Annotated in this window: 23 protein-coding genes; 19 read left to right on the top strand and 4 right to left on the bottom strand. The window is 72.0% G+C overall.

Features of this window, described 5'->3' with window-relative positions; translation table 11 throughout:
- The first annotated feature begins 184 nt into the window (after positions 1 to 184).
- The 3 genes from AB0L37_RS18265 to AB0L37_RS18255 all read left to right on the top strand — a co-directional run bounded on the left by AB0L37_RS18265 (position 185) and on the right by AB0L37_RS18255 (position 2493).
- The gene (locus tag AB0L37_RS18265) at positions 185 to 1258 is read left to right on the top strand and encodes a nitronate monooxygenase (RefSeq protein WP_365505890.1); all 1074 of its coding nucleotides are present in this window, start codon (positions 185 to 187) and stop codon (positions 1256 to 1258) included.
- The gene (locus tag AB0L37_RS18260; protein WP_365505887.1) at positions 1255 to 2001 is read left to right on the top strand and encodes a 16S rRNA (uracil(1498)-N(3))-methyltransferase; all 747 of its coding nucleotides are present in this window, start codon (positions 1255 to 1257) and stop codon (positions 1999 to 2001) included. Before AB0L37_RS18265 ends, AB0L37_RS18260 begins: the two co-directional genes overlap by 4 nt.
- A gap of 99 nt (positions 2002 to 2100) precedes the next feature.
- Positions 2101 to 2493 carry a VOC family protein gene (locus AB0L37_RS18255; RefSeq protein ID WP_365505884.1) on the top strand — a complete coding sequence of 131 codons (393 nt, stop codon included), beginning with the start codon at positions 2101 to 2103 and terminating at the stop codon, positions 2491 to 2493.
- On the opposite strand, the gene AB0L37_RS18250 is transcribed toward AB0L37_RS18255, so the two are convergent.
- Entirely contained in the window at positions 2490 to 2876 is a 387-nt protein-coding gene (locus AB0L37_RS18250) for a hypothetical protein (RefSeq protein ID WP_365505882.1), read from the bottom strand. The two genes, AB0L37_RS18255 and AB0L37_RS18250, sit on opposite strands and share 4 nt — an antisense overlap.
- Positions 2877 to 3010: 134 nt before the next feature.
- Between AB0L37_RS18250 and AB0L37_RS18245 the strand changes: the two genes are divergently transcribed.
- The 6 genes from AB0L37_RS18245 to AB0L37_RS18220 all read left to right on the top strand — a co-directional run bounded on the left by AB0L37_RS18245 (position 3011) and on the right by AB0L37_RS18220 (position 10179).
- Positions 3011 to 3526 (top strand): hypothetical protein, encoded by a 516-nt coding sequence (locus AB0L37_RS18245; protein WP_365505879.1) that lies wholly within the window; start codon positions 3011 to 3013, stop codon positions 3524 to 3526.
- Positions 3527 to 3553: 27 nt separating this feature from the next.
- Positions 3554 to 6763, top strand: a complete 3210-nt coding sequence (locus AB0L37_RS18240) for a PDZ domain-containing protein (protein WP_365505876.1) — start codon at positions 3554 to 3556, stop codon at positions 6761 to 6763.
- Positions 6764 to 6897: 134 nt separating this feature from the next.
- Positions 6898 to 7776, top strand: a complete 879-nt coding sequence (locus AB0L37_RS18235; protein WP_365505873.1) for an RNA polymerase sigma-70 factor — start codon at positions 6898 to 6900, stop codon at positions 7774 to 7776.
- Between the two features lie 63 nt (positions 7777 to 7839).
- On the top strand, positions 7840 to 8193 hold the full coding sequence (locus AB0L37_RS18230) for a histidine triad nucleotide-binding protein (protein ID WP_365505870.1): 354 nt from the start codon (positions 7840 to 7842) through the stop codon (positions 8191 to 8193).
- Positions 8194 to 8212: 19 nt separating this feature from the next.
- Complete coding sequence (locus AB0L37_RS18225) at positions 8213 to 9121, top strand: ribonuclease Z (RefSeq protein ID WP_365505867.1); 909 nt, start codon at positions 8213 to 8215, stop codon at positions 9119 to 9121.
- A gap of 26 nt (positions 9122 to 9147) precedes the next feature.
- Positions 9148 to 10179 carry an adenosine deaminase gene (locus tag AB0L37_RS18220; RefSeq protein WP_365505864.1) on the top strand — a complete coding sequence of 344 codons (1032 nt, stop codon included), beginning with the start codon at positions 9148 to 9150 and terminating at the stop codon, positions 10177 to 10179.
- Here AB0L37_RS18220 and AB0L37_RS18215 read toward each other — a convergent pair.
- On the bottom strand, positions 10131 to 11486 hold the full coding sequence (locus AB0L37_RS18215; protein WP_365505861.1) for an MFS transporter: 1356 nt from the start codon (positions 11484 to 11486) through the stop codon (positions 10131 to 10133). The two genes, AB0L37_RS18220 and AB0L37_RS18215, sit on opposite strands and share 49 nt — an antisense overlap.
- A 264-nt stretch (positions 11487 to 11750) precedes the next feature.
- Positions 11751 to 12557, bottom strand: coding sequence for an IclR family transcriptional regulator (locus tag AB0L37_RS18210; RefSeq protein WP_365505858.1), 807 nt, complete (start codon positions 12555 to 12557; stop codon positions 11751 to 11753).
- Between the two features lie 104 nt (positions 12558 to 12661).
- On the opposite strand from AB0L37_RS18210, the gene AB0L37_RS18205 reads away from it, so the two are divergent.
- The 8 genes from AB0L37_RS18205 to AB0L37_RS18170 all read left to right on the top strand — a co-directional run bounded on the left by AB0L37_RS18205 (position 12662) and on the right by AB0L37_RS18170 (position 20874).
- Positions 12662 to 13615 carry a 5-dehydro-4-deoxyglucarate dehydratase gene (locus AB0L37_RS18205; protein WP_365505856.1) on the top strand — a complete coding sequence of 318 codons (954 nt, stop codon included), beginning with the start codon at positions 12662 to 12664 and terminating at the stop codon, positions 13613 to 13615.
- Positions 13612 to 14916 carry a glucarate dehydratase family protein gene (locus AB0L37_RS18200; protein WP_365505853.1) on the top strand — a complete coding sequence of 435 codons (1305 nt, stop codon included), beginning with the start codon at positions 13612 to 13614 and terminating at the stop codon, positions 14914 to 14916. The genes AB0L37_RS18205 and AB0L37_RS18200 overlap by 4 nt, the downstream gene beginning before the upstream one ends.
- 180 nt (positions 14917 to 15096) lie before the next feature.
- Positions 15097 to 16401, top strand: a complete 1305-nt coding sequence (locus AB0L37_RS18195) for an MFS transporter (protein WP_365506221.1) — start codon at positions 15097 to 15099, stop codon at positions 16399 to 16401.
- A 68-nt stretch (positions 16402 to 16469) separates the two neighbouring features.
- The gene (locus AB0L37_RS18190) at positions 16470 to 17567 is read left to right on the top strand and encodes a PfkB family carbohydrate kinase (protein WP_365505850.1); all 1098 of its coding nucleotides are present in this window, start codon (positions 16470 to 16472) and stop codon (positions 17565 to 17567) included.
- Positions 17568 to 17686: 119 nt separating this feature from the next.
- Positions 17687 to 18724: a PhoH family protein gene (locus AB0L37_RS18185; protein WP_365505847.1), complete on the top strand. Its 1038-nt coding sequence runs from the start codon at positions 17687 to 17689 to the stop codon at positions 18722 to 18724.
- Between the two features lie 13 nt (positions 18725 to 18737).
- Positions 18738 to 19235: an rRNA maturation RNase YbeY gene (gene ybeY, locus AB0L37_RS18180; RefSeq protein WP_365505844.1), complete on the top strand. Its 498-nt coding sequence runs from the start codon at positions 18738 to 18740 to the stop codon at positions 19233 to 19235.
- Positions 19232 to 20521, top strand: a complete 1290-nt coding sequence (locus tag AB0L37_RS18175) for a hemolysin family protein (protein ID WP_365505841.1) — start codon at positions 19232 to 19234, stop codon at positions 20519 to 20521. Before ybeY ends, AB0L37_RS18175 begins: the two co-directional genes overlap by 4 nt.
- Positions 20518 to 20874, top strand: coding sequence for an MmcQ/YjbR family DNA-binding protein (locus AB0L37_RS18170; protein ID WP_365505838.1), 357 nt, complete (start codon positions 20518 to 20520; stop codon positions 20872 to 20874). Before AB0L37_RS18175 ends, AB0L37_RS18170 begins: the two co-directional genes overlap by 4 nt.
- Before the next feature lie 4 nt (positions 20875 to 20878).
- Here AB0L37_RS18170 and AB0L37_RS18165 read toward each other — a convergent pair whose 3' ends face one another.
- Positions 20879 to 22336: an MFS transporter gene (locus AB0L37_RS18165; protein WP_365505834.1), complete on the bottom strand. Its 1458-nt coding sequence runs from the start codon at positions 22334 to 22336 to the stop codon at positions 20879 to 20881.
- Positions 22337 to 22514: 178 nt separating this feature from the next.
- Between AB0L37_RS18165 and AB0L37_RS18160 the strand changes: the two genes are divergently transcribed.
- Positions 22515 to 23339: a helix-turn-helix transcriptional regulator gene (locus AB0L37_RS18160; RefSeq protein WP_365506219.1), complete on the top strand. Its 825-nt coding sequence runs from the start codon at positions 22515 to 22517 to the stop codon at positions 23337 to 23339.
- A 52-nt stretch (positions 23340 to 23391) separates the two neighbouring features.
- Positions 23392 to 23745 (top strand): cytidine deaminase, encoded by a 354-nt coding sequence (locus AB0L37_RS18155; protein WP_365505831.1) that lies wholly within the window; start codon positions 23392 to 23394, stop codon positions 23743 to 23745.
- Positions 23746 to 23898: the final 153 nt, after the last annotated feature.

Here is a 23898-nt window from a genome sequence, read left to right as displayed (position 1 = left end):
TTGCGGGGCCTGGGGTTTTTCCCCGGGCCCCGTTTTTTTGCGGCTGATGGGGTGGGGGTGCCGTGCGTTGCCGGGTGCTGCGCCGTCGTGGTTGCGCGCGCCGTTCCCCGCGCCCCTTTGGGGCGCCTGTGCAGCCGGAATGGGTCGATTCGGTTGTCCGTACGGGACGTGGCACGATGCGGGCATGTCCTCCGCACTGACCGATCTCTGCCACTATCCGATCGTGCAGGCCCCCATGGCGGGCGGCGCCTCCTGTCCCGCGCTCGTGGCCGCCGTCTGCGAGGCGGGCGGGCTCGGGTTCCTCGCCGCCGGGTACAAGACGGCCGACGGCATGTACCAGGAGATCAAGCAGGTGCGGGGGCTGACGAACCGGCCCTTCGGCGTCAACCTCTTCATGCCGCAGCCCGAGTACGCCGACCCGGCCGCCGTCGACGTCTACCGCCATCAGCTCGCCGGCGAGGCCACCTGGTACCAGACCGCGCTCGGCGACCCCGACAGCGGGCGCGACGACGGCTACGACGCCAAGCTGGCGATCCTCCTCGACGACCCGGTACCGCTGGTCACGTTCACGTTCGGCTGCCCCACGCGCGAGGTCGTGCAGGCCCTCCAGCGCGTCGGCACCCGCAGCGCCGTCACCGTCACGACGGTCGACGAGGCGCGGGCCGCGCAGCAGGCCGGCGCCGACGCCGTGTGCGTCCAGGGCATCGAGGCCGGCGGCCACCAGGGCACGCACCGCGACAACCCCGAGGCCGACTGCAGCGGGGTCGGACTCCTTTCGCTGGTCGCCCAGGTGCGGGAGGCCGTGCAGCTGCCGATCATCGCCGCGGGCGGCATCATGCGCGGCTCGCAGATCGCCGCGGTGCTCGCCGCCGGCGCCGAACTCGCGCAGCTGGGCACCGCGTTCCTCGTCACCCCCGAGTCCGGGGCGCCCACGCTGCACAAACAGGCCATGACCGATCCGCTGTTCACCAGGACCGAGCTGACCCGGGCGTTCTCCGGGCGGCCGGCGCGCGGGCTCGTCAACCGGTTCCTGCGCGAGCACGGCCCGTACGCGCCCGCCGCCTACCCCCAGGTCCACCACATGACGTCACCGCTGCGCAAGGCCGCCGCCAAGGCCGGTGACCCGCAGGGCATGGCGCTGTGGGCGGGGCAGGGGCACCGGTTCGCCCGCGAGCTGCCCGCCGGGCAGCTCGTGGAGGTCCTCGCGGCCGAACTCGACGCCGCCAAGGCCGCGTTGGGGCAGCGGGGTGCGGCATGACGGCGCCGGTGTTCGTGGTCGAGGGCGCGGTTCCCGGCGACGGTGCGTATGTGCTCGACGGGCCCGAGGGGCGGCACGCCGTCTCCGTGAAGCGGCTGCGGGCGGGCGAGGCCGTGGTCCTCACGGACGGGCTCGGGTCCTGGTGCGACGCGGTCGTCACCGGCAGCGAGGGCAAGGACCGGCTGCTCCTCGACGCCGGCCCGGTGCGGGTCGAGGACGAGGCGCGGCCGCGGATCACCGTCGTACAGGCGCTGCCCAAGGGGGACCGGGGCGAGCTCGCCGTCGAGACGATGACCGAGACCGGGGTCGACGCGATCGTGCCGTGGGCCGCGTCCCGGTGCATCACGCAGTGGCGGGGCGAGCGGGGGCTCAAAGCGCTCGGGAAGTGGCGGGCGACCGCGCGGGAGGCGGGGAAGCAGTCGCGGCGCGTGCGGTTTCCCGCGGTGGCGGACGCGGCGTCCACGAAGGAGGTCGCCGCGCTGCTCGCGGGGGCTGATCTCGCGGCCGTGCTGCATGAGGACCGGGAGTTTCCCAGCGAGGCGCTCGCGTCGGCCGAGCTTCCTGCGAGCGGGGAGATCGTGCTCGTCGTCGGGCCCGAGGGCGGGGTTTCGCCGGAGGAGCTCGCGGTGTTCGAGGCGGCTGGGGCGCGGGCGTTTCGGTTGGGGCGGAGTGTTCTGCGGACGTCCACGGCGGGGACGGCGGCGGTGGCGTTGTTGCTGGGGCGGACCGGACGGTGGGGCTGAGTGGTCGGGTGACTACTCGCCGTACCGGGTGGTGTTGTGTGGGTGCTGGTCGCTCCGTTCCCCGCGCCCCCGCGGGGCTCGGACCCGTAAACTGAACCCATGGAACTCGCCCAGGTGAGGCTGCTCGTCAGTGACTTCGGGGCCTGCTATCGGTTCTACGCCGATGTGCTCGGGCTCAAGCCGCAGTCCGGAGCGGAGAGTGGACCGTACGAGAAGTTCTCGCCGCCCGGCGGATCCGCGGGGATCGCGCTGCAGGACCGGGCCATGATGGCCCAAGTGCTGGGCGAAGTCGGGGAGTTGGCCACCGGGCACCGTTCGCTCGTGGTGCTGCGCGTCGATGACCTGGACGCCTACTGTGCTCAGGTCGTCGAGCGCGGCGGCGTTCTCGTGCACGGACCCGCGCCGTTCACGGAGCGGATGCGCGTCGCCCACCTCAAGGACCCCGAGGGCAATCTCGTCGAGCTTCAGGAGTGGCTGCTGCTGCGCGGCTAGCCGGACGTGGACCCGGCGCGGTCCGTCACCGCGTCGAACAGTGGCCAGGCGTCCACCTCCACCGTCCGCGGCGCCTCGGGGTACAGGCCGCGGGTCAGCGCCTCGTCGAGCAACTGCCGTACGGTGCCCGGCTCGTGGAGGTTGAGGCAGACCTGGCCCGGCATCCGCACCACGTCGCCCTCCGCGAAGTACCCGTCGGAGATGATCCGGCCCGGTCCGGGCCGGAAGACCAGGCGCAGCCGGGCCCGTGACCCCGCCCGCCACAGCGTCAGGGTGTTGGCGCACCCCGGGTAGCCGCGCACGCGGTCGTGGCGGTGGCTGAAGCACCACATGTACTCCGTGCCGTCCGCGACGAGTCGGCGGACCCTGCGCCTGCTTCCCATGGCGGCACTCTAGGCGCCCGCTGTGGCCGCATGTGCTCTACCGCCGCGGTGGCGGGGCTGGCATGCTGCCGTTCATGGGGGCATTGAGGCGTATTGGATCCCGTTTACGGCATAGGCGCTGGCTCGCGACCGGTGTGCTGATCGGTGCCGCCGTCGCCGGCGGGGTCGCCTGTGAGCCGGTCGGCGGCGACCTGAACCCGTCCACGGTGGCCGCCACCACCGACCAGGAAGCCACGCAGGAACTGGAGCGGCAGAAGGCCCCCGTGGCCTGGCTCAGCTGCACCGGGTCGTACAACGGCCGCTCCACGCCCAGCAGTTCGACGCCCAGTGAGGTCGAGGTGGACTGCCAGGGCAAGACGGGCAAGGGCGAGAGGATCACCGTCAAGGGGTGGGCGCACGGTGTCGTCTCCGGGCACTGTGTGCGCGGCGACTTCATCGCGCGGGTCGACGGCAAGGTCTGGTTCCACCTCGATGTCCTCGGCAACTGCGCCGAATCGGACCGGACTTCGCACGCGCCGCAGAACCCGCCCCCCTCGCACCACGACAAACCCACGTACCACGAGCCCCAGCCCGGCACCACGCGCACCGTCACCAGGACCGTCACCGTGTACCCGCCCGACCCGACGTGCTCCTGTTTCCAGGGCAAGTGAGTTCTGGTGAGTTCTAGGGTGGGCGGGGTGACGAATTCTGCCTATCTCCGGTTTCCGCACCTGCACGGCGAGTCGGTGGTCTTCACCGCCGAGGACGACGTGTGGGCGGCGCCCCTCGACGGCGGCCGCGCCTGGCGGGTCAGCGCCGACAACGTGCCCGTGAGTCATCCCCGTATCTCTCCCGACGGCGCCACCGTCGCCTGGACGTCACGGCGTGACGGCGCCCCCGAGGTGCATGTCGCCCCGCTCGACGGCGGCTCCGCCAACCGCCTCACCTATTGGGGGAGTTGGACGACCGCCGTGCGCGGCTGGACCCCCGACGGCCGGGTCATCGCCGTCAGCGCCTACGGGCAGGCGTCGTCGCGGCGCAGCTGGGCGCGGGCCGTGCCGCTCGACGGCGGGCCCGCCGAGACGCTGCCGTACGGGCCGGTGGGCGGCGTGGTGTTCGGCCCCGACTCCCAAGTGCTGCTGCTGTCCGCGCCGATGGGGCGTGAGGCCGCCTCGTGGAAGCGGTACCGGGGCGGCACCGCGGGCAAGCTGTGGATCGACGCGAGCGGCGACGGCGACTTCGTACGGCTGCACGCGGACCTCGACGGGAACATCGAGTACCCGATGTGGGTGGGGGAGCGCATAGCCTTCCTCTCCGATCACGAAGGCGTGGGGGCGCTCTACTCGTCGCTGCCCGACGGGTCCGAACTGCGCCGCCACACCCCGGTGGACGGGTTCTACGCACGTCAGGCCACCACCGACGGCAGCCGCGTCGTGTACTCAAGTGCCGGTGAGCTGTGGGTGGTCGAGGGGCTGGAGGAGGGTGTCGAGGCTCGGCGGGTCGGCGTGCGGCTCGGCGGGCAGCGGGCCGATCTCCAGCCGCGTCCCGTCGACGCCGCCCGCTGGTTCGGGGCCGCGTCGCCCGACCACACCGGACGCGGCAGCGCCGTCGCCGTGCGCGGCGCCGTGCACTGGGTGACCCACCGCTCCGGGCCCGCCCGCGCCCTCGCCGCCGAACCGGGCGTACGGGCCAGACTCCCGCACACCTTCCGTGCTGATGGGGGCGCCGGCGAGGAGCACGTGGTGTGGGTGACCGACGCCGAGGGCGACGACGCCCTGGAGTTCGCGCCCGCCACCGGCGCCGCCGCCGGTGCCACCCCGCGCCGGCTCGGCGCCGGACGGTTCGGCCGGGTCCTCGGGCTCGCCGTCGCCCCGGACGGCGGCCGGGTCGCCGTGGCCGCGCACGACGGGCGGATCCTGCTGGTCGAGCGCGACAGCGGTGACGTGAGGGAAGTGGACCGCAGCGAGGACGGGCATGCCACGGGGCTCGTGTTCTCGCCGGACTCCGGGTGGCTGGCCTGGTCGCATGCCGGTCCGCACGGGCTGCGACAGCTCAAGCTCGCCAACGCCGCCGACCTCGCCGTCACCGAGGCGACCCCGCTGCGGTTCCGGGACTACGCGCCCGCGTTCACCCTCGACGGCAAGCACCTGGCGTTCCTGTCGGCGCGCTCCTTCGACCCCGTCTACGACGAGCACGCCTTCGACCTCGCGTTCGTCAGCGGCTCGCGGCCGCACCTGATCACGCTCGCCGCGACGACCCCGTCACCGTTCGGACCGCAGCGGCACGGGCGCCCCTTCGACGCGCCCGACAAGGACGAGACGCCCGACAGCGAGGGCACGCCCGTCACCCGCGTCGACCTCGAAGGGCTCGGCGACCGCATCGTGCCGTTCCCCGTCGAGGCCGCCCGCTACTCGACGCTGCGCACCGCCAAGGACGGCGTGCTGTGGCTGCGCCACCCCGTGCGCGGCGTGCTCGGCGACTCCCGCGCCGGGCTCGACGACCCCGCGCCGAAGACCCGCCTCGAGCGCTACGACCTGGCGCAGCGGCGCATCGAGGAGATCGGCTCCGACGCCGACCACTACGAGGTCACCGGAGACGGCAAGCGCGTCCTGCTGTGGACGGGCGAGGTCCTCAAGGTCGTGCCCAGCGACCGGCGCCCCGCGCACGACGACGACTCCGACACCAACATCACCGTCGACCTCGGCCGGATCAGCCAGCACGTCGACCCGGCCGCCGAGTGGCGGCAGATGTACGAGGAGACCGGCCGCCTGATGCGCGACAACTTCTGGCGCGCCGACATGAACGGCGTCGACTGGGACGGCGTCCTGGAGCGGTACCGCCCCGTCCTCGACCGGGTCGCCACCCACGACGACCTCGTCGACCTGCTGTGGGAGGTGCAGGGCGAACTGGGCACCTCGCACGCGTACGTCGTCCCGCGCGGCTCCGGAGGCTCCGCCGCACGCCGCCAGGGGCTGCTCGGCGCCGACATCTCCCGCCAGGACGACGGCAGTTGGCGCATCGACCGGGTGCTGCCCTCCGAGACGTCCGACCCGCGCGCCCGCTCCCCGCTCGCCGCGCCCGGGGTCGCCGTGCGCGCCGGGGACACGGTCCTCGCCGTGGGCGGGCGGCCCGTCGACCCGGTGACAGGGCCCGCTCCGCTGCTCGTCGGCACCGCGGACAAGCCCGTCGAGCTGACCGTGTCACCGGCCGGCGGCGGCGACCCACGGCATGTCGTCGTGGTGCCCGTCGACGACGAGGAGCCGCTGCGCTACCACGCGTGGGTCGCCGACCGGCGGGCGTACGTCCACGAGCGGTCCGGCGGGCGGCTCGGCTATCTGCACGTGCCGGACATGATGGCGCCGGGCTGGGCGCAGATCCACCGCGATCTGAGCGTCGAGGTCGCCCGCGACGGCCTCGTCGTCGACATCCGCGAGAACCGGGGCGGGCACACGTCGCAGCTCGTCGTGGAGAAGCTGGCGCGGCGCGTCGTCGGCTGGGACCTGCCGCGCGGCAGCCGCCCCTTCTCGTACCCGATGGACGCGCCCCGCGGTCCCGTCGTCGCCGTCGCCAACGAGTTTTCCGGGTCCGACGGCGACATCGTCAACGCGGCGATCAAGGCGCTCGGGATCGGGCCCGTTGTGGGGGTGCGGACGTGGGGCGGGGTCATCGGGATCGACAGCCGGTACCGGCTGGTGGACGGGACGCTGGTGACTCAGCCGAAGTATGCGACGTGGATGGAGGGGTACGGGTGGGGGCTCGAGAATCACGGGGTGGACCCGGATGTCGAGGTCGTGGCCGCGCCGCAGGATGTCGTGGCGGGGCGGGATCCTCAGCTGGATGAGGCTGTGCGGATCGCGCTGGCCGCGCTGAGCGAGAATCCGGCGAAGGCTGCGCCTTCATTGCCGTAGAGCGTCTGCCCAAGTCGGTGGATTGCGGGGTGCAGGTTTCGTCGTGGCTGGGCGCGCAGTTCCCCGCGCCCCTGAGATGCTCCGCATCTCCGGGCGCGGTGTCACAAAGCCGCGTCCTGTGGCGTCCTGTGCGTATGGACTCTGCCACCGAAGCGTTCGTCACTCACCGCAAGCTGTTGTTCACCGTCGCCTACGAGATGCTCGGGTCCGCCGCCGATGCCGAGGACGTGTTGCAGGAGGTCTGGCTGCGGTGGACCGGGGTGGAGTTCGACGGGGTGCGGGAGCCGCGGGCGTTCCTGGTGCGGATCACGACGCGGCAGGCGCTGACCCGGCTGCGGACGCTGCGCCGCCGCAAGGAGTCGTACGTCGGGCCGTGGCTGCCCGAGCCGCTGCTCACCGCGCCCGACGTGGCCGAGGACGTCGAGCTCGCGGACAGCGTCTCCATGGCGATGCTGCTCGTCCTGGAGACGCTGGGGCCGACCGAGCGGGCCGTGTTCGTGCTGCGCGAGGTGTTCGCCATGGAGTACGACGAGATCGCGGCCGCCGTCGACAAGACCCCGGCCGCCGTACGGCAGATCGCCCACCGCGCGCGGAACCACGTCGCGGCCCGCCGTCCGCGCGGTGCCGTGACGCCGGCCGAGCGCAAGGGGGCCCTGGACGCGTTCCGGCGGGCGGTCGAGACCGGGGATCTCCAGGGGCTGTTGGACATGATCGCGCCGGACGTCGTGCTGCTCACCGATGGCGGCGGTGTCGTCGAGGCGGCCCTGCGGCCCATCGTCGGCGCCGAGCGCGTCGTCCAGGTGCTCGCCCATGTCTCCGGCCGCGCCGAGCTGCGCCCCACGTACGTCAACGGGTGTCCGGCGCTGTTCGTCCGGATCCCCGGCGAGGTCGACAGCGTGCTCGCCGTCCGCTTCGACGACGGGCTCATCAGCGGGATCTACGCCGTGCGCAACCCCGAGAAGCTGTCCCGGGTCGCCGAGGAGACCACCGTCAGCCTGAGGGCCTGGGTCTGAGCCCCCGTCCGGGCGATCGATACGATGCCGCAGTACCGAGACGACCGTGCGAAGGAGCCGAACGTGGCCGGAGAACCCCAGGCTGACTGCCTGTTCTGCAAGATCGTCGCCGGGGACGTGCCCGCGACCATCGTCCGGGAGACCAAGACCACCGTCGCGTTCCGGGACATCAACCCGCAGGCGCCGACCCACGTCCTGGTCATCCCGCGCGTCCACCACCCCGACGCCGCCTCGCTGGCCGCCGCCGAACCGGAGATCGCCGCCGACGTGCTGCGCGAGGCCGGCGAGGTCGCCAAGGAGGAGGCGCTCGGCAGCTACCGGATCGTGTTCAACACCGGCAGCGGCGCGGGCCAGACCGTCTTCCACGCCCATGCCCACGTCCTCGGCGGCCGCGGCCTCCAGTGGCCTCCCGGATAGGCGCAGAGGTCAACTCCCCGTGTCCGTACGTGAATTCGTCGTGCTCGGTACCGCGAGCCAGGTGCCGACGCGGCACCGCAACCACAACGGCTACCTGCTGCGCTGGGACGCCGAGGGTATCCTCTTCGACCCGGGAGAGGGCACCCAGCGGCAGATGCTGCGCGCCGGTGTCGCCGCGCACGACCTCAACCGGATCTGCGTCACGCACTTCCACGGGGACCACTCGCTGGGCCTCGCCGGTGTCATCCAGCGCATCAACCTGGACCGGGTTCCGCACCCCGTGACCGCCCACTTCCCGGCGTCCGGGCAGCGGTTCTTCGACCGGCTGCGGTACTCCACCGCGTACCGGGAGACCGTCGGCATCACGGAGGAGCCGGTCGGCGGGGAGGGCGCGGTGCTGGCCGAGACATCCTCGTACCGGCTTGAGGCGCGCCGCCTTTCGCACCCCGTCGAGTCGTACGGCTACCGGCTCGTGGAGCCCGACGGGCGGCGGATGCTGCCCGAGCGGCTCGCCGCGCACGGCATCGCCGGGCCCGACGTGGGGCGGCTGCACCGCGAGGGGAGCCTCGGCACGGTCACCCTCGACGACGTGAGCGAGGTGCGGCGCGGGCAGCGCGTCGCCTTCGTCATGGACACCCGGCTGTGCGAGGGCGTCGAGATGCTCGCCGACGGCTGCGATCTGCTCGTCATCGAGTCGACCTTCCTGGACGAGGACCGCCGACTGGCCGCCGATCACGGGCACCTGACCGCCGGGCAGGCCGCCCGCGTCGCCCGGGACGCCGGTGTGCGCCATCTCGTCCTGACCCACTTCAGCCAGCGCTACAGCGACCCGGGGGAGTTCGAGCGGCAGGCGCGCGCCGCCGGGTTCGACGGGGAGCTGACCGTCGCCCGCGACCTCGACCGGGTGCCCGTGCCGAAACGGGTCTGACCTGGGGCCCTGCGTACGATGGTCCGATGTCCCTCGAACCCCTCGCTCGCATCCCCAAGGCCGAGCTGCACCTGCACATCGAAGGCACCCTCGAACCCGAGCTGGCCTTCGAACTCGCCGCCCGCAACGGCATCACGCTGCCGTACGCCGACACCGAGGCGCTCCGCACGGCGTACCTTTTCACCGACCTCCAGTCGTTCCTCGACCTTTACTACGGCCTGATGGCCGTCCTGATCACCGAGGACGACTTCGAGGCGCTCGCCGACGCGTACCTGGCGCGCGCCGCCGAGCAGGGCGTGCGGCACGCGGAGATCTTCTTCGACCCGCAGGCCCACATGGCGCGCGGCGTGACGATGGGGACCGTCGTCGAGGGACTCTCGCGGGCGCTCGCGCGCAGCGAGGAGCGCCACGGGATCACCACCAAGCTCATCATGTGCTTCCTGCGCGACCAGTCCGCCGAGTCGGCGATGGAGACCCTGGAAGCCGCGAAGCCGTACCTCGACCGGATCGTCGGCGTCGGCCTCGACTCCGCCGAGGTCGGCAACCCGGCCTCCACGTTCCGCGAGGTGTACGAGGCCGCGGGCGCGCTCGGCCTGCGCAAGGTCGCGCACGCGGGCGAGGAGGGCGACCCGTCGTACGTGTGGGAGGCCCTGGACGTCCTCGGCGTGGAGCGCGTCGACCACGGCCTGCGCTCCCTGGAGGACCCCGAGCTCGTCGCCCGTCTCGTACGGGACCGGATCCCGCTGACGCTCTGCCCGCTGTCCAACGTGCGGCTGCGCGCCATCGACGTCCTGGAGGAGCACCCGCTCGCCAAGATGATGGACGCGGGCCTGCTGTGCACCGTGAACTCCGACGACCCGGCCTACTTCGGCGGGTACGCCGGCGACACGTTCCACGCCGTGCACGAGGCCCTCGCGCTCGACCACGAACGGCTGCGGGAGCTGGCCCGCAACTCGTTCGTGGCGTCGTTCCTCGACGGCAGCGCCGAGGAGGAGGCGCTGCGGGCGCGCTACATCGCCGAGGTCGAGGCGTACGAGCTGGACGACATCTCCGGCTGACCCGCCTGAGGGCCCGCCGTCGTGAACTCGTCCTGCACCGGCTCCGGCCGGGACTCGGCGATGACGGCGGGCACCTCGATGTCGAAGATCTCGACGACCGGCTGCTCCAGGACGCCCGACGGCGGGACCGTCGCGCCGACCGGGGCGCCGCTGCGCCGCCTGGCCGCACCCGCGAACAGCGGGCGGCCTCCGGTGTGCAGCGTCACCGCCGTCAGCGGCACCGCCAGCAGGAGCAGCGCCCCGGCGAGCACCGCGCCCATCGTGGCGAACCCGGTCGCCTGTGACAGGGAGCTGCCCACCAGGGGCCCGCACGCGGTGCCCAGCGACGACGCCGAGCCGACCAGGACCGCCCAGCGGCCGCGCGGGTCGAGCGAGGCGGCGAGGCCGAGCAGGTACGAGAGCACCACCGGGTAGAGGGTGTTCCAGGCGATCTCGCCGGTGGCGAAGGACGCGAGGCCGTCCGCGCGGGCGCTCAGGGCGATGCAGCAGGCGATGGCCGCCGTGCCCGCCCCGATGGGCAGCGCGCGGCCGGCCCGGACGCCGAGCGCGCCCGCGCCGATCACGCCGAGCAGCCCGGCGCCGAGCGCCACGGCGAAGACACTGCCGACCGCGACCTCGCTCAGGCCCGCCTGCTCGGTGCCGATCCGGCTGCTGACACCCCACAGGGAGTTCTGCGCCATCGACCAGCAGACCAGCGTGGCGGCCAGGACCATCCCGGAACGGGCGTACGGGAGCGGGGACTTGGGCGCCTGCGCGGCGCAGTTGTCGGGCGTGGCCGGGCCCGCGAGGCGGCTCGTCGCCGGCCACACGGCGAGCGCCGTGGCGGCCAGCGCGGCGAACGGCAGGCCGTGCCCGTCGCTGATCCGCGGCAGGGTCAGATACAGGGCGCCCGCGAGCGCGGAGACGCTCAGCAGGCCGAGCGTGGACGCCCGGTGCGGATCCTTCTGCGCGGCGATCCCGGTCGCGGCGACGGCGGTGGCCGTGCCCGATCCGAAGCCGCCGATCATCGCACCCGCGACGACCAGTGGGACGGTGGCGGTCAGTGCCGCGGTGCCGTAGCCGACGGCGGCGAGCAGGAGCCCGGCGCGGGCGGCGCGGCGGGCGCCGATCCGTTCGACGCGGGCCGCGAGCACCAGGCCCGCGGTGGCCGAACTCAGCAGCAGGGCGCTGCCCATGAGACCGGCCTGGGTGGGAGTGAGGCGCAGGCTGTCGGCGAGTCGGCCGACGACCGTGGGCAACAGATAGGCAGCGAGATAGCCGGCTGTGAAGAGGGCTATGAGTGCGGGCCTGGGAGCGCGCGAAGACACGGGCAGTCCTGGAGACGGACCCTCTGCCCGGACTCGGTCGCGCCGCTGTTTTGGGCAAGGGGGTGGTAAGGAAAAGGGGGTGGTGGAGCGCGACGTCTTTGCGAACGGAACCGACCCGCAGCAGGCTGACGCCCTGCGCGGCCAATTTGTATCAAGCCAAAGGGGCCGCACAGAAGTCGGGGCTGTGTGACCTGAGACACATATGGTTTGGGTGTGGTTCAGCCGGGCAGAAGAGGGCCTTTTCGGCCGCCTCTCGGTGCTGGTTCAGCGCCAGTTGGGGGTTCCCGCGAAGCCCCGGTGGACCGTCGTCTCGATCTTCGTACGGGTCTCCCGCATGACCGTGACGATGCGCTCCTGGTGCTCCGGCGTGAGCCGCGCGACCGGCACCGAGCAGCTGATCGCGTCGTGCGCGGGAGCGGCGTAGCGCAGGGCGAACCCGAAGCCGACGATGCCGGGCACGCCCTCCTCGCGGTCGATCGAGTAGCCGCGCGCGCGGATGTCCGCGAGATCGGCGGCGAGCGCCTCGCGCGTGGTGTGCGTGTTGTCCGTGACCCGGGTGTACGGGTCAGGCGGCAGCTCGGTGTCGGAGCGCTCCGCGAGCAGCGCCTTGCCCAGGGCGCCGACGTGCGCGGGCAGCCGGCGCCCGACGCGGCTGATGGTGCGCAGGTACTCGTGCGACTCCCGGGTCGCGAGGTACGCCACCGCGAAGCCGTCGAGCCGCCCCAGGTGGATCGTCTCGCCGAGCGCCTCGGACGCCTCGTCGAGGAAGGGGCGTACGGCCTGGACGTACGGGTCCGTGTCCAGGTAGCTGGTGCCGGTGAGCAGGGCGTGGATGCCGATGCCGTACAGCGACCCCGTGACGTCGGTGCGGACCCAGCCGCGGCCGATGAGCGTCTGGAGCAGCGCGTACATGGAGCTGCGCGGCACGGCCAGTTCGTCCGCGAGCTCCTGGAGGCGGGCCGGGCGGTCGCCGCGCTCGGCCAGGACTTCGAGCAGCTCCACGGTGCGGGCCGCGGACTTCACCTCGCGGACGCCGCGGACCTGCTCCTCGTGCTCCTGCTGCTCTGGCATGCGCTGATCGTAGACGCCGACCCATTGACGGCCCCCGTTCGCGTATCTAATCTCCATCTACATGTGTGGATGGCATCTACGTACGAAGACGGGGAGTGGCGGCGATGGTGAACGGTGACATCGTGGGGCGGCTGCGCGAGGGCATGGCGCAGGGCGTCCTCTCGTTCCCGCTGACGAGTTTCGACGAGCGGGGCGCACTCGACCTCGACGGGTTCCGCGCCTACGTCGCGGACCAGGTGGCCACCGGGCCCGGCGCCGTCTTCCCCGCCTGTGGCACCGGCGAGTTCTTCTCCCTCGACGAGGACGAGTACCGCCGCGTCGTCACCGCAGCCGTCGAGGAGACCGCGGGCCGCGTGCCCGTCGTCGCCGGCGTCGGATACGGCTGGGCCCAGGCCGCCCGCTTCGCGCGGATCGCGGAAGAGGCGGGGGCCGACGCCCTCCTCGTCCTGCCGCACTACCTGGTGCGCGGCCCGCAGAACGGACTCGTCGCCCAGGTCGAACAGCTCGCGTCCCGCACCCGGCTGCCGCTCATCGTCTACCAGCGCGACCAGGTCGCCTTCACCGCCGACTCGTTGAAGCGCGTCGCCGCCCTGCCCGGCGTCATCGGCCTCAAGGACGGCCACAGCGACCTCGACCGGCTCCAGCGCCTCACCCTCGCCGCACCCGACGGCTTCCTCTTCTTCAACGGGGCCGCCACCGCCGAGATCCAGGCCCGCGCGTACGCCGGCGTCGGCGTCCCCGCCTACTCCTCGGCCGTGCACGCCTTCGCACCCGAGATCGCCACCGCGTTCTTCACCGCCCTGCGCGACGGCGACAACCCCCAAGTGGACCGACTGCTCAGGGAGTTCTACGTCCCCTTCGTCGAGATCCGCGACCGCGTCCCCGGCTACGGGGTCTCCCTCGTCAAGGCCGCCGCCCGGCTGCGCGGCCGCCCCGTCGGCCCCGTCCGCGCCCCGCTCGCCGATCCGGCCCCCGGCGACCTCGCCGACCTGGAGCGCGTCCTCGCCGCCGGACTCGACCTCGTATCCGCCCCCACTCTCGCCGGAGCCGCCCGATGAGCAACACGTCCGACCTCGCCATCGCCGACGTCCGCCTCACCCCGATCCTCGTCGCCGACCCGCCGCTCCTGAACACCCAGGGCCTGCACCAGCCGTACACGCCCCGGCTCATCATCGAGATCGAGACGGCCGGCGGCGTCACCGGCGTCGGCGAGACCTACGGCGACGCCAAGTACCTGGAGCTCGCCCGGCCCTTCGCCGAGAAACTGACAGACCGTCAGGTATCGGACCTCAACGGCCTGTTCGTGATCGCCGACGAGGTCGCCGTGGACGACGCGCGCGTCGACGACCAGGTCGACGTCGGCGGCCTGCGCGGCGTCCAGACCGCCGACAAGCTGCGCCTGTCCGTCGTCTCCGGATTCGAGGTCGCCTGCCTCGACGCGCTCGGCAAGGCACTCGGCCTGCCCGTGCACGCCCTGCTCGGCGGCAAGCTGCGCGACTCCGTCGAGTACAGCGCCTACCTCTTCTACAAGAACGAGCACCACCCCGAGGGCATCGCCAGTGAGCAGGACGACTGGGGCGCCGCCCTCGACCCGGCCGGCGTCGTCGCCCAGGCCCGCCTCTTCCACGAGCGGTACGGCTTCGAGTCGTTCAAGCTCAAGGGCGGCTGCTTCGCGCCCGACGAGGAGATCGCCGCGATCAAGGCACTCGCCGAGGCCTTCCCCGGCAAGCCGCTGCGCCTCGACCCCAACGGCGCCTGGTCCGTGGAGACTTCACTCAAGGTCGCAGGCGAGCTGCGTGACGTACTGGAGTACCTGGAGGACCCCGCGCTCGGCACGCCCGCCATGGCCGAGGTCGCCGCCAAGGCAGGCGTCCCGCTCGCCACCAACATGTGCGTGACGACGTTCGCCGAGATCGAGGAAGCGTTCACGACCGGCGCCGTGCAGGTCGTCCTCTCCGACCACCACTACTGGGGCGGGCTGCGCAACACCCAGCAACTCGCCGCGATCTGCCGCACGTTCGGCGTCGGCATCTCCATGCACTCCAACACGCACCTGGGCATCAGCCTCGCCGCCATGACCCACGTCGCGTCCACCGTGCCGAACCTGCACCACGCCTGCGACTCCCACTACCCCTGGCAGTCCGAGGACGTCCTCACCGAACGCCTCACCTTCGAAGGCGGCCGCGTCGCCGTCTCCGACGCGCCCGGCCTCGGCGTCACCCTCGACCCCGCCAAGGTCGAGGCCCTGCACCGGCGGTGGCTCGACCCCGCCCACGCCCACCTGCGCGACCGCGACGACGCGGCCGCCATGCGCGTCCTCGACCCGGAGTGGGTCACGCCCGCCGTCCCGCGCTGGTAGCCAACTCCCGTACAGGGCCCGGGAGTTCCCCGCCCGGGCCCCCTCCTCCGACTTCCCCTCACACCTGCCCCACGACCGGAGCCGCTCGTGTCCGCAGTAACCAGTCCCCAGGAGCACCCCGCCGCCGTCCAGTCGGCCATCCGCAAGATCTTCCGACGGGTCGTCCCGCTCTTCTTCGTCATGTTCGTCGCCAACTACATGGACCGGGTCAACCTCGGCTTCGCCCAGGACCAGCTGCGGGCCGACGTCGGACTCTCCGCCGCCGCCTTCGGACTCGGCGCCGGAATCTTCTTCATCGCGTACGCCATCTTCGAAGTCCCCAGCAACATGCTGATGGAACGCTTCGGAGCCAAGGTCTGGCTGACCCGCATCATGATCAGCTGGGGCGTCGTCGCCACCGCCATGGCCTTCGTGAACAGCGCGGGCATGTTCTACGCGCTCCGCTTCCTCCTCGGCGTCGCCGAAGCCGGCTTCTTCCCCGCCGTCATCTACTACTTCTCCCGCTGGCTCCCCGACTCCCACCGCGGCCGCGCCACCTCGATCTTCCTCATGGGCTCCGGCACCGCCACCGTCATCGTCGGCCCCATCTCCGGCGCCCTCCTCGAAATGCACGGCATCTGGGGACACTCCGGCTGGCAGTGGATGTTCTTCATCGAAGGCGTCGTCTCCGTCGTCCTCGGATTCGTCGTCTACCGCTTCCTCGACTCCAGCGTCGAAAGCGCCACCTGGCTCACCCAGGACGAGAAGGACGGCCTCGTCACCGTCATCGACCAGGAACAGCAGGGCCGCGAGGCCGCCGGACGCGGCGGCGCGACCGTCTCCCGCTGGAAACTCCTCGCCGACCCGCAGATGCTCCTCTTCCTGTGGATCTACTTCGCGATCAACGTCGCCCTGTACGCCGTCACGTTCTGGCTGCCCTCGATCGTCGACGACATCGGCGGACTCGGCGACTTCCAGGTCGGCCTCGTCACCGCCGTCCCCTGGCTGTTCGCCATCGCCGCCGTCTACGTCTCCGGACGCCTCTCCGACCGCATCGGCAAACGGCGCCCCATCCTCGTAGGACTGCTCCTCGTCGGCGGCACCGGCACCCTGCTCGCCGTCTTCGTCTCACCCTGGGTCGGACTCGGCGCGCTCTGCCTCGCCGCCATGGGCTTCAAGCCCGCCTCGCCCATCTTCTGGACCATCCCCCAGAGCTACCTCGACGCACGCGCCTCCGCCCCCGGCATCGCCCTCATCAACTCCATCGGCAACCTCGGCGGATTCGTCGCCCCGACCGCCTTCGGCCTCATCGAGGACGCCACCGGCTCCACCCGGGCCGGCCTCGTCGGACTCACCGTCGTCGGCTTCCTCGCCGCGCTCAGCGTCCTGTTCGTACGCGGCGGCGGCCGCAACGACACCGTGCGCACCGCCCGCGGCACCGCCCCGCGGCCCCGGCCCGGGACGGCACCCGGCACCGCCACACGCATCGGTCCCGCGACCACCTGATGTCACCCGCAGTGGTACGGGAACCCGTCGGGCACACTGTCCGGACCCGTACCACTGCAGGGAGCGTGATGACCTCCACCGGCCAGGACCCCGACCACACGGACCCCCTCGCGGCGCTGCGCACACCCGGCGAACCCGCCTGCGACGTCTACCTCACCGGCACCGTCTTCCTCGACATCATCTTCACCGGACTCGACAGCGCCCCCGTGCGCGGCACCGAGTCCTGGGCACGCGGCATGGGATCGAGCCCCGGCGGCGTCGCCAACATGGCCACCGCCCTCGCCCGCCTCGGCCTGCGCACCTCGCTGGCCGCCGCGTTCGGCGACGACCACTACGGCGAATACTGCTGGGACACCCTGGAGAACGGCGAGGGCATCGACCTCGGCCACTCCCGCACCGTCCCCGGCTGGCACTCCCCGGTCACCGTCTCCATGGCGTACGAGAACGAACGCACCATGGTCAGCCACGGCCACGAACCGCCGCCCCAGGAGCCCGCCCCGCGCTGCCCGCCCCGCGCGAGAGCCGCCGTCGCCTCCCTCACCCCCGGCACCGACGCCCCCTGGGTCGCCGAGGCCGCCCGCAAAGGCACCCGCATCTTCGCCGACGTCGGCTGGGACGACACCGGCCGCTGGGACCTCGCCGCCCTGCCCGACCTCGCTCAATGCGAAGCGTTCCTCCCCAACGCCGAAGAAGCCATGCGCTACACCCGCACCAGCTGCCCCCGCGCCGCCGCCCACGCCCTCGCCGAACACGTACCGCTCGCCGTCGTCACCCTCGGCTCCGAAGGCGCCTACGCCGTCGACGGCCGCACCGGCGAGACCGCCTCCGTCCCGGCCATCGAGGTCGCCGCCCTCGACCCGACCGGCGCCGGCGACGTCTTCGTCGCCGGATTCGTCACCGGCACCCTCGCCGACTGGCCCCTCGCCGACCGCCTCGCCTTCGCCGGACTCACCGCCGCCCTCTCCGTCCAGGAATTCGGCGGCTCCCTCTCCGCCCCCGGCTGGTCGGAGGTCGCCGCATGGTGGCGGCAGATCCAGGCCTACGACGACCAGGACCCCGCCGCCCTGGACCGCTACGCCTTCCTCGACCCGCTGCTCCCCGACGCCGCACGCCCCTGGCCGCTGCGCCGCGCCGTCCCGACGATCGGCTTCGGCCGCTCCGCGTAGCCCGCGGCACCCGCGCACCGGCGCCGGAAAAGCTCTCGGCGATGTCAGTGCGGCGTCGTAGGCTGGAGCGCATCAGACCACGGCTGTCACAAGGAGATCGCGGCCTACAGAGCCCGCCCATGACGCAGACACCATCCAGCGCCCGCGCGCAGTTCACCGTCCCGGCGAAGCACCCCATGGTGGAGATCCTCGGATCCGGGGACGCGCTGCTGCGAGTGATCGAGAAGGCCTTCCCGGAGGCCGACATCCACGTCCGGGGCAACGAGATCAGTGCGACCGGAGAGCCCGCCGAAGTGGCCCTCATCCAGCGCCTGTTCGACGAGATGATGCTGGTTCTGAGGACAGGGGCACCGATGACCGAGGACGCCGTGGAGCGCTCCATCGCCATGCTGAAGGCGACGCAGAACGGGGAGGGCGGCGCCGACGAGACCCCCGCCGAGGTCCTCACCCAGAACATCCTGTCCTCGCGCGGCCGCACCATCCGCCCCAAGACGCTCAACCAGAAGCGCTACGTCGACGCCATCGACAAGCACACCATCGTCTTCGGCATCGGCCCCGCCGGCACCGGCAAGACGTACCTGGCCATGGCCAAGGCCGTCCAGGCCCTCCAGTCCAAGCAGGTCAACCGCATCATCCTGACCCGCCCCGCCGTGGAAGCGGGCGAGCGCCTCGGCTTCCTCCCCGGCACCCTCTACGAAAAGATCGACCCGTACCTGCGCCCGCTGTACGACGCCCTGCACGACATGCTGGACCCGGACTCGATCCCCCGGCTGATGGCGGCGGGGACCATCGAGGTGGCGCCGCTGGCCTATATGAGGGGTCGCACGCTCAATGACGCCTTCATCATTCTCGACGAGGCGCAGAACACCAGCCCCGAGCAGATGAAGATGTTCCTGACCCGGCTCGGGTTCGAGTCGAAGATCGTGATCACGGGTGACGTGACGCAGGTCGACCTGCCGGGTGGGACGAAGAGCGGGCTGCGGCAGGTGCAGGACATTCTGGAGGGGGTCGACGACGTGCACTTCTCGCGGCTCTCGTCCCAGGATGTCGTCCGGCACAAGCTGGTCGGCCGTATCGTCGACGCGTACGAGAAGTACGACACCGAGCACGGTACGGAGAACGGCTCCCACCAGGGCGGCCGCACCAAGCGGAAGTAGAAGAACGAGCGCCATGTCGATCGACGTCAACAACGAGTCCGGAACCGAGGTCGACGAGCAGGCGATCCTCGACATCGCCCGCTACGCCCTCGCGCGGATGCGCATCCACCCGCTCTCCGAGCTCTCGGTGATCGTCGTGGACGCCGACGCCATGGAGCAGCTGCACGTGCAGTGGATGGACCTGCCGGGTCCGACCGATGTCATGTCCTTCCCGATGGACGAGCTGCGTCCGCCGTCGAAGGACGACGAGGAGCCCCCGCAGGGGCTCCTCGGTGACATCGTGCTGTGCCCGGAGGTCGCGAAGAAGCAGGGTGAGGACGCGCCGACGCAGCACTCGATGGACGAGGAGCTTCAGCTGCTCACCGTGCACGGCGTGCTGCACCTGCTCGGGTACGACCACGAGGAGCCCGACGAGAAGGCCGAGATGTTCGGTCTTCAGGCCGCGATCGTCGACGGCTGGCGTGCGGAGAAGGGGATGGAGGGGCCGTCACCGGCCCCGACCGTGTCATGAGTTTCTCCCTCATCGCGGGCGCCGTCGCGCTGGTCGTCGTCGCCTGGCTGGCGGCGTGCGCCGAGGCCGGTATCGCCCGCACGTCGAGCTTCCGCGCCGAGGAGGCCGTACGGTCCGGGCGGCGCGGCAGCGCGAAGCTGGCGCAGGTCGCCGCCGATCCGACGCGCTATCTGAACGTGGCGCTCCTGGTGCGGGTGGCCTGCGAGATGGCGGCCGCCGCGCTGGTCACGTACGCGTGCCTGGAGGAGTTCAGCGAGACCTGGCAGGCGCTGCTCGTCGCGATCGGCGTGATGGTGCTCGTCTCGTACGTGGCCGTGGGTGTCTCCCCGCGGACCATCGGGCGCCAGCATCCGTTGAACACGGCGACGGCGGCGGCGTATGTGCTGCTGCCGCTCGCGCGGATCATGGGGCCGATTCCGCCGCTGCTGATTCTGATCGGTAACGCGCTGACGCCCGGCAAGGGCTTCCGGCGCGGGCCGTTCGCCTCCGAGGCCGAGCTGCGGGCCATGGTCGACCTCGCCGAGAAGGAGTCGCTGATCGAGGACGACGAGCGCCGGATGGTGCACTCCGTCTTCGAGCTGGGCGACACGCTGGTGCGCGAGGTGATGGTGCCGCGCACCGACCTCGTCGTCATCGAGCGGTACAAGACGATCCGGCAGGCGCTGACGCTGGCGCTGCGGTCCGGGTTCTCGCGGATCCCCGTGGTCGGCGAGAGCGAGGACGACGTCGTCGGGATCGTGTATCTGAAGGACCTGGTCAGGAAGACGCACATCAACCGGGACTCCGAGGCCGAGCTGGTGTCCACCGCCATGCGGCCCGCCGCTTTCGTCCCGGACACGAAGAACGCCGGTGACCTGCTGCGCGAGATGCAGCAGTTGCGCAACCACGTCGCGGTCGTCATCGACGAGTACGGCGGCACGGCGGGCATTGTCACCATTGAGGACATCCTTGAGGAGATCGTCGGTGAGATCACCGACGAGTACGACCGTGAGCTGCCGCCCGTGGAGGAGCTCGGCGACGACCGGTTCCGGGTCACGGCCCGGCTCGACATCGGCGACCTCGGTGAGCTGTACGGCATCGAGGAGTTCGACGACGAGGACGTGGAGACGGTCGGCGGACTGCTCGCCAAGGCGCTCGGCCGGGTGCCGATCGCCGGTGCCTCGTCCGCGGTGACACTGCCCGACGGGCGGGTCCTGCGGCTGACCGCGGAGGCCGCGGCCGGCCGCCGCAACAAGATCGTGACGGTGCTTGTCGAGCCCACGGCCACGGAGGAGCAGAAGACGTGACACCGCAGGAGCTGCGCGCGCTGTGCCTGTCGTTCAACGCGGCGGTCGAGGACTTCCCGTTCAGCCCGGAGATCTCGGTCTTCAAGGTGCTGGGCAAGATGTTCGCCCTGACGCATCTGGACGCGCGGCCCCTGACCGTCAATCTCAAGTGCGACCCGGAGGACGCGGTGCGGCTTCGCGCCGAGTACGAGGGTCTCGTCGTGCCCGGCTGGCACATGAACAAGCGGCACTGGAACACGGTGAGCGCGGGCGAGCTCCCGGACCGTTTCGTCCGGGAGCTCGTCGAGGATTCGTACGACCTGGTGGTGGCGGGGCTGCCCCGCGCCGAGCGGCTCAAGCTCGATCGGCCCTAGCCCCTCAGGCCTTCACCGCCTGTGCCTCTGCCTGCGTCTTCTTGGTGCGCAGGCCCAGGGCCACCACCCCGGCCGTCAGCAGGACGATCGCCGCGTCCAGGGCGATGACCGTGTGGACGCCGGTCAGCAGGTCCGTCGACGTGGTGGCGAGGACGCCGAGCAGCGGGATGCCGATCGTGATGCCGACCTGCTGGGTCGAGGTGACCAGGCCGGTGGCCAGGCCCTGCTCCTCGTCGCGGACGCCCGAGGTGGCGGTGACGTTGTAGGCGACGATCGCGCCGAGGTGTCCGACGCAGGCGAGCGCGGCGGCGGCCGTCGCGAGCCACACCGACCCTGCGTCCGTGCCGATGCCGAGCAGCGACGCGGTGATCAGACCCTGGGCGACCAGCGAGCCGACCAGCGTGCGGGGGGCGCCGAAGCGCCCGATGACGCGCGGGGCGATCATGCCGCTGACGACGGCCATCGCGCCCTGGAGGCCGAAGATGAGGCCGGTCGCGAACGCCGACAGCTTCAGGGTCTCCTGGAGGTACAGGGTGAGGACGAAGACGATCGTCGACATCATCGAGAAGGTGATCAGCCCGCCCAGGTTGCCGAAGGCCACCGAGCGGCGGCGCAGCATCGGCAGCGACACCAGCGGCTGGGCGGTACGGGACTCCACGTAGCCGAAGAGGGCGAGCAGGGCGATGCCCGCGATCAGTCCGGCGATGACGTCGGCGCCGCCGAAGCCGCGCTCGGCCGCCGTGGACAGGGCGTAGATCAGGGCGAGCAGACCGCCGGTGACGGTGATGGCGCCGGGGATGTCGAGGCGCGGGCGGTCCGGGGTGCGCGACTCGGGCAGCAGGCCCGGGGCGAGCGGCAGGACGAGCGCGGTGAAGACGGCGAGCAGGCCCATCGTCGAGCGCCAGCCCAGGGTGTCGGTGAGGGTGCCCCCGGCGACCATGCCGACGGTGAAGCCGAGCGAGAGCACGGTGCCGGAGATGCCGAGCGCCTTCTCGCGCTGCGGGCCCTCGGGGAACGTCGTGGTCAGCAGGGACATGCCGGTCGGGACGATCGCGGCGGCGCCGAGGCCTTGCAGCGCGCGTCCCGCCAGGAACGACGTGGGGTCCCAGGCGAACGTGGTGAGCAGCGAGGCCGCGCCGAACACGGTCAGGCCGGCCAGGAACAGGCGGCGGCGTCCGTAGAGGTCGCCGACCCGGCCGAACAGGAGCAGGAAGCCGCCTGAGGGGAGGGCGAAGGCGGTGACCGCCCACTGGAGGGCGGACTGGCTCATGCCGAGGTCGGGGCCGAGGGCGGGCAGGGCCACGTTCAGGATGGAGAAGTCGAGCGCGACCATGAACTGCGCGGCGCACAGCACGAACAGGACGAGCTTGTCGCGGCGGGAGAGACGGGGCGTCGGCGCGGGTGCCGGGGCGGGTGCGAGGGCCGTGGTGTCAGGTGCGGCGGGGAGGGTGTCGGTTGCCATGGCCATGAGCTTCGTCGTCCCGGACTGTTCGTGGAGAGTGGGAACTTATGCTGGTGGTCGCACCACCAGCTAGGCACCACCAGCTGGCATCAGCAGCTATGCGGAGGGGGAGTCCGTGGCTGACGCGGACAGCGAGGCGCGCAAGGCCCATCGGCTGGGCGAACTGCGGGAGTTCCTGATGAGCCGGCGGGCCCGGGTGACGCCCGCGCAGGCCGGGCTGCCCGACGGCGGTGCCCGCAGGCGCACCCCCGGACTGCGGCGCGAGGAGGTCGCCGTGCTCGCCGGGGTCGGGGCGTCCTGGTACCAGTGGCTGGAGCAGGGCCGCGACATCTCGGTGTCGCCGCAGGTGCTCGACGCGGTCGCGCGGGTGCTGCGGCTGAGCGACGCCGAGCGCCGGCACCTGTACGTCCTCGCGGGGCTCAACCCGCCCGCGCCGCAGGCCGATCCGGCGTACCAGGCGAGCGGCGGCGAGCAGTTGCGGCGGCTGATCGACACATGGATGCCGTATCCGGCGCACATCATGGACGGCTACTACAACTGCGTGATGTACAACCACGCGGCGGCGATGGTGCTCGGCATGCGCCCGGAGAACACGCAGAACTGCATCCTGGACTTCTTCACCGACCCGCTCTACCGCTCGCGCAGCGCGAGTTGGGAGGAGAACGCGGAGACGGTCGTGGCCCAGTTCCGCCAGGCCTGCTCGGACTGCCCGGACGACGCCGCGTTCCAGGACGTCGTCGCCCAGCTGAAGGAGGCCAGCCCGGAGTTCGCGGCGCTGTGGGAGCGGCGTGACATCAAGGCGCAGGGCACGATCCGCAAGGAGCTGGAGCATCCGGTGGCGGGGCTGCTCGTCGTCGAGTCGACGGCCATGAAGGTACCGGCCCGCCCGGACCTGACCGTCGTCCTGCACACGCCGCTGCCCGAGGCCGACACCGCGGCCAAGCTGGAGTGGCTGGCTTCGCCGGAGGGGCGGCGCGGGTCGATGTACCCGGTCGCAGGATGAGCGGGGGAGGCCGGGAGCCGGGGGGTCGTACCCGGGCTCTTATGCTCACCCCATGACTGAGAGCACCGACCTCGGCCCCGAGGACCGCAAGATCGTCACCCTGGCCCGCTCCGCGCGGGCCCGCAACGGCGTGCCCGAGGGCGCGGCCGTGCGCGACGAGACCGGGCGTACGTACGTCGCGGGCACCGTCGCCCTGGACTCGCTGAAGCTGAGCGCGCTGCAGACCGCCGTGGCCATGGCCGTGGCGTCCGGCGCGCAGTCCCTGGAGGCGGCGGCCGTGGTCTCCGCGGCCGAGTCCGTCGCGGCCGCGGATCTGGCGGCCGTACGGGATCTGGGCGGGGCGGGGACGCCGGTGTTCCTGGCGGCGGCCGACGGGTCGCTCCGGGCGTCCGTCGAGGCCGGCTGAGCACGGAGTCCCCGGGAGGCGTGCGTCACAGCGAAATGCCCGATCCCAGCACTGGAGCGGCTTTCGCCCGAAGTGCGTGAAGACGGTCACGTCGGAGCCGGGCCGGGACTTTGGTCCCGGCCCGGCTCCGTGCCGTTCGGGCGGGCGCCGGCC

The sequence above is a fragment of the Streptomyces sp. NPDC052225 genome, from assembly GCF_040679615.1.
Classification (GTDB): domain Bacteria; phylum Actinomycetota; class Actinomycetes; order Streptomycetales; family Streptomycetaceae; genus Streptomyces.
Note: the sequence above shows the minus strand (reverse complement) of the source record. Positions and strands in the feature narration are given on the sequence as shown.

Bases quoted from the DNA above. Each gene is read 5' to 3' on its own strand.
- AB0L37_RS18200 (WP_365505853.1), top strand. From the start codon at position 13,612: ATGAGCAACACGTCCGACCTCGCCATCGCCGACGTCCGCCTCACCCCG.
- AB0L37_RS18155 (WP_365505831.1), top strand. From the start codon at position 23,392: ATGACTGAGAGCACCGACCTCGGCCCCGAGGACCGCAAGATCGTCACC.
- AB0L37_RS18220 (WP_365505864.1), top strand. From the start codon at position 9,148: ATGTCCCTCGAACCCCTCGCTCGCATCCCCAAGGCCGAGCTGCACCTG.
- AB0L37_RS18185 (WP_365505847.1), top strand. From the start codon at position 17,687: ATGACGCAGACACCATCCAGCGCCCGCGCGCAGTTCACCGTCCCGGCG.
- AB0L37_RS18160 (WP_365506219.1), top strand. From the start codon at position 22,515: ATGAGCCGGCGGGCCCGGGTGACGCCCGCGCAGGCCGGGCTGCCCGAC.
- AB0L37_RS18265 (WP_365505890.1), top strand. From the start codon at position 185: ATGTCCTCCGCACTGACCGATCTCTGCCACTATCCGATCGTGCAGGCC.
- AB0L37_RS18235 (WP_365505873.1), top strand. From the start codon at position 6,898: ATGGACTCTGCCACCGAAGCGTTCGTCACTCACCGCAAGCTGTTGTTC.
- AB0L37_RS18190 (WP_365505850.1), top strand. From the start codon at position 16,470: ATGACCTCCACCGGCCAGGACCCCGACCACACGGACCCCCTCGCGGCG.
- AB0L37_RS18175 (WP_365505841.1), top strand. From the start codon at position 19,232: ATGAGTTTCTCCCTCATCGCGGGCGCCGTCGCGCTGGTCGTCGTCGCC.
- AB0L37_RS18210 (WP_365505858.1), bottom strand. From the start codon at position 12,557: ATGCCAGAGCAGCAGGAGCACGAGGAGCAGGTCCGCGGCGTCCGCGAG.
- AB0L37_RS18165 (WP_365505834.1), bottom strand. From the start codon at position 22,336: ATGGCAACCGACACCCTCCCCGCCGCACCTGACACCACGGCCCTCGCA.
- ybeY (WP_365505844.1), top strand. From the start codon at position 18,738: ATGTCGATCGACGTCAACAACGAGTCCGGAACCGAGGTCGACGAGCAG.
- AB0L37_RS18260 (WP_365505887.1), top strand. From the start codon at position 1,255: ATGACGGCGCCGGTGTTCGTGGTCGAGGGCGCGGTTCCCGGCGACGGT.
- AB0L37_RS18205 (WP_365505856.1), top strand. From the start codon at position 12,662: ATGGTGAACGGTGACATCGTGGGGCGGCTGCGCGAGGGCATGGCGCAG.
- AB0L37_RS18255 (WP_365505884.1), top strand. From the start codon at position 2,101: ATGGAACTCGCCCAGGTGAGGCTGCTCGTCAGTGACTTCGGGGCCTGC.
- AB0L37_RS18250 (WP_365505882.1), bottom strand. From the start codon at position 2,876: ATGGGAAGCAGGCGCAGGGTCCGCCGACTCGTCGCGGACGGCACGGAG.
- AB0L37_RS18195 (WP_365506221.1), top strand. From the start codon at position 15,097: ATGTTCGTCGCCAACTACATGGACCGGGTCAACCTCGGCTTCGCCCAG.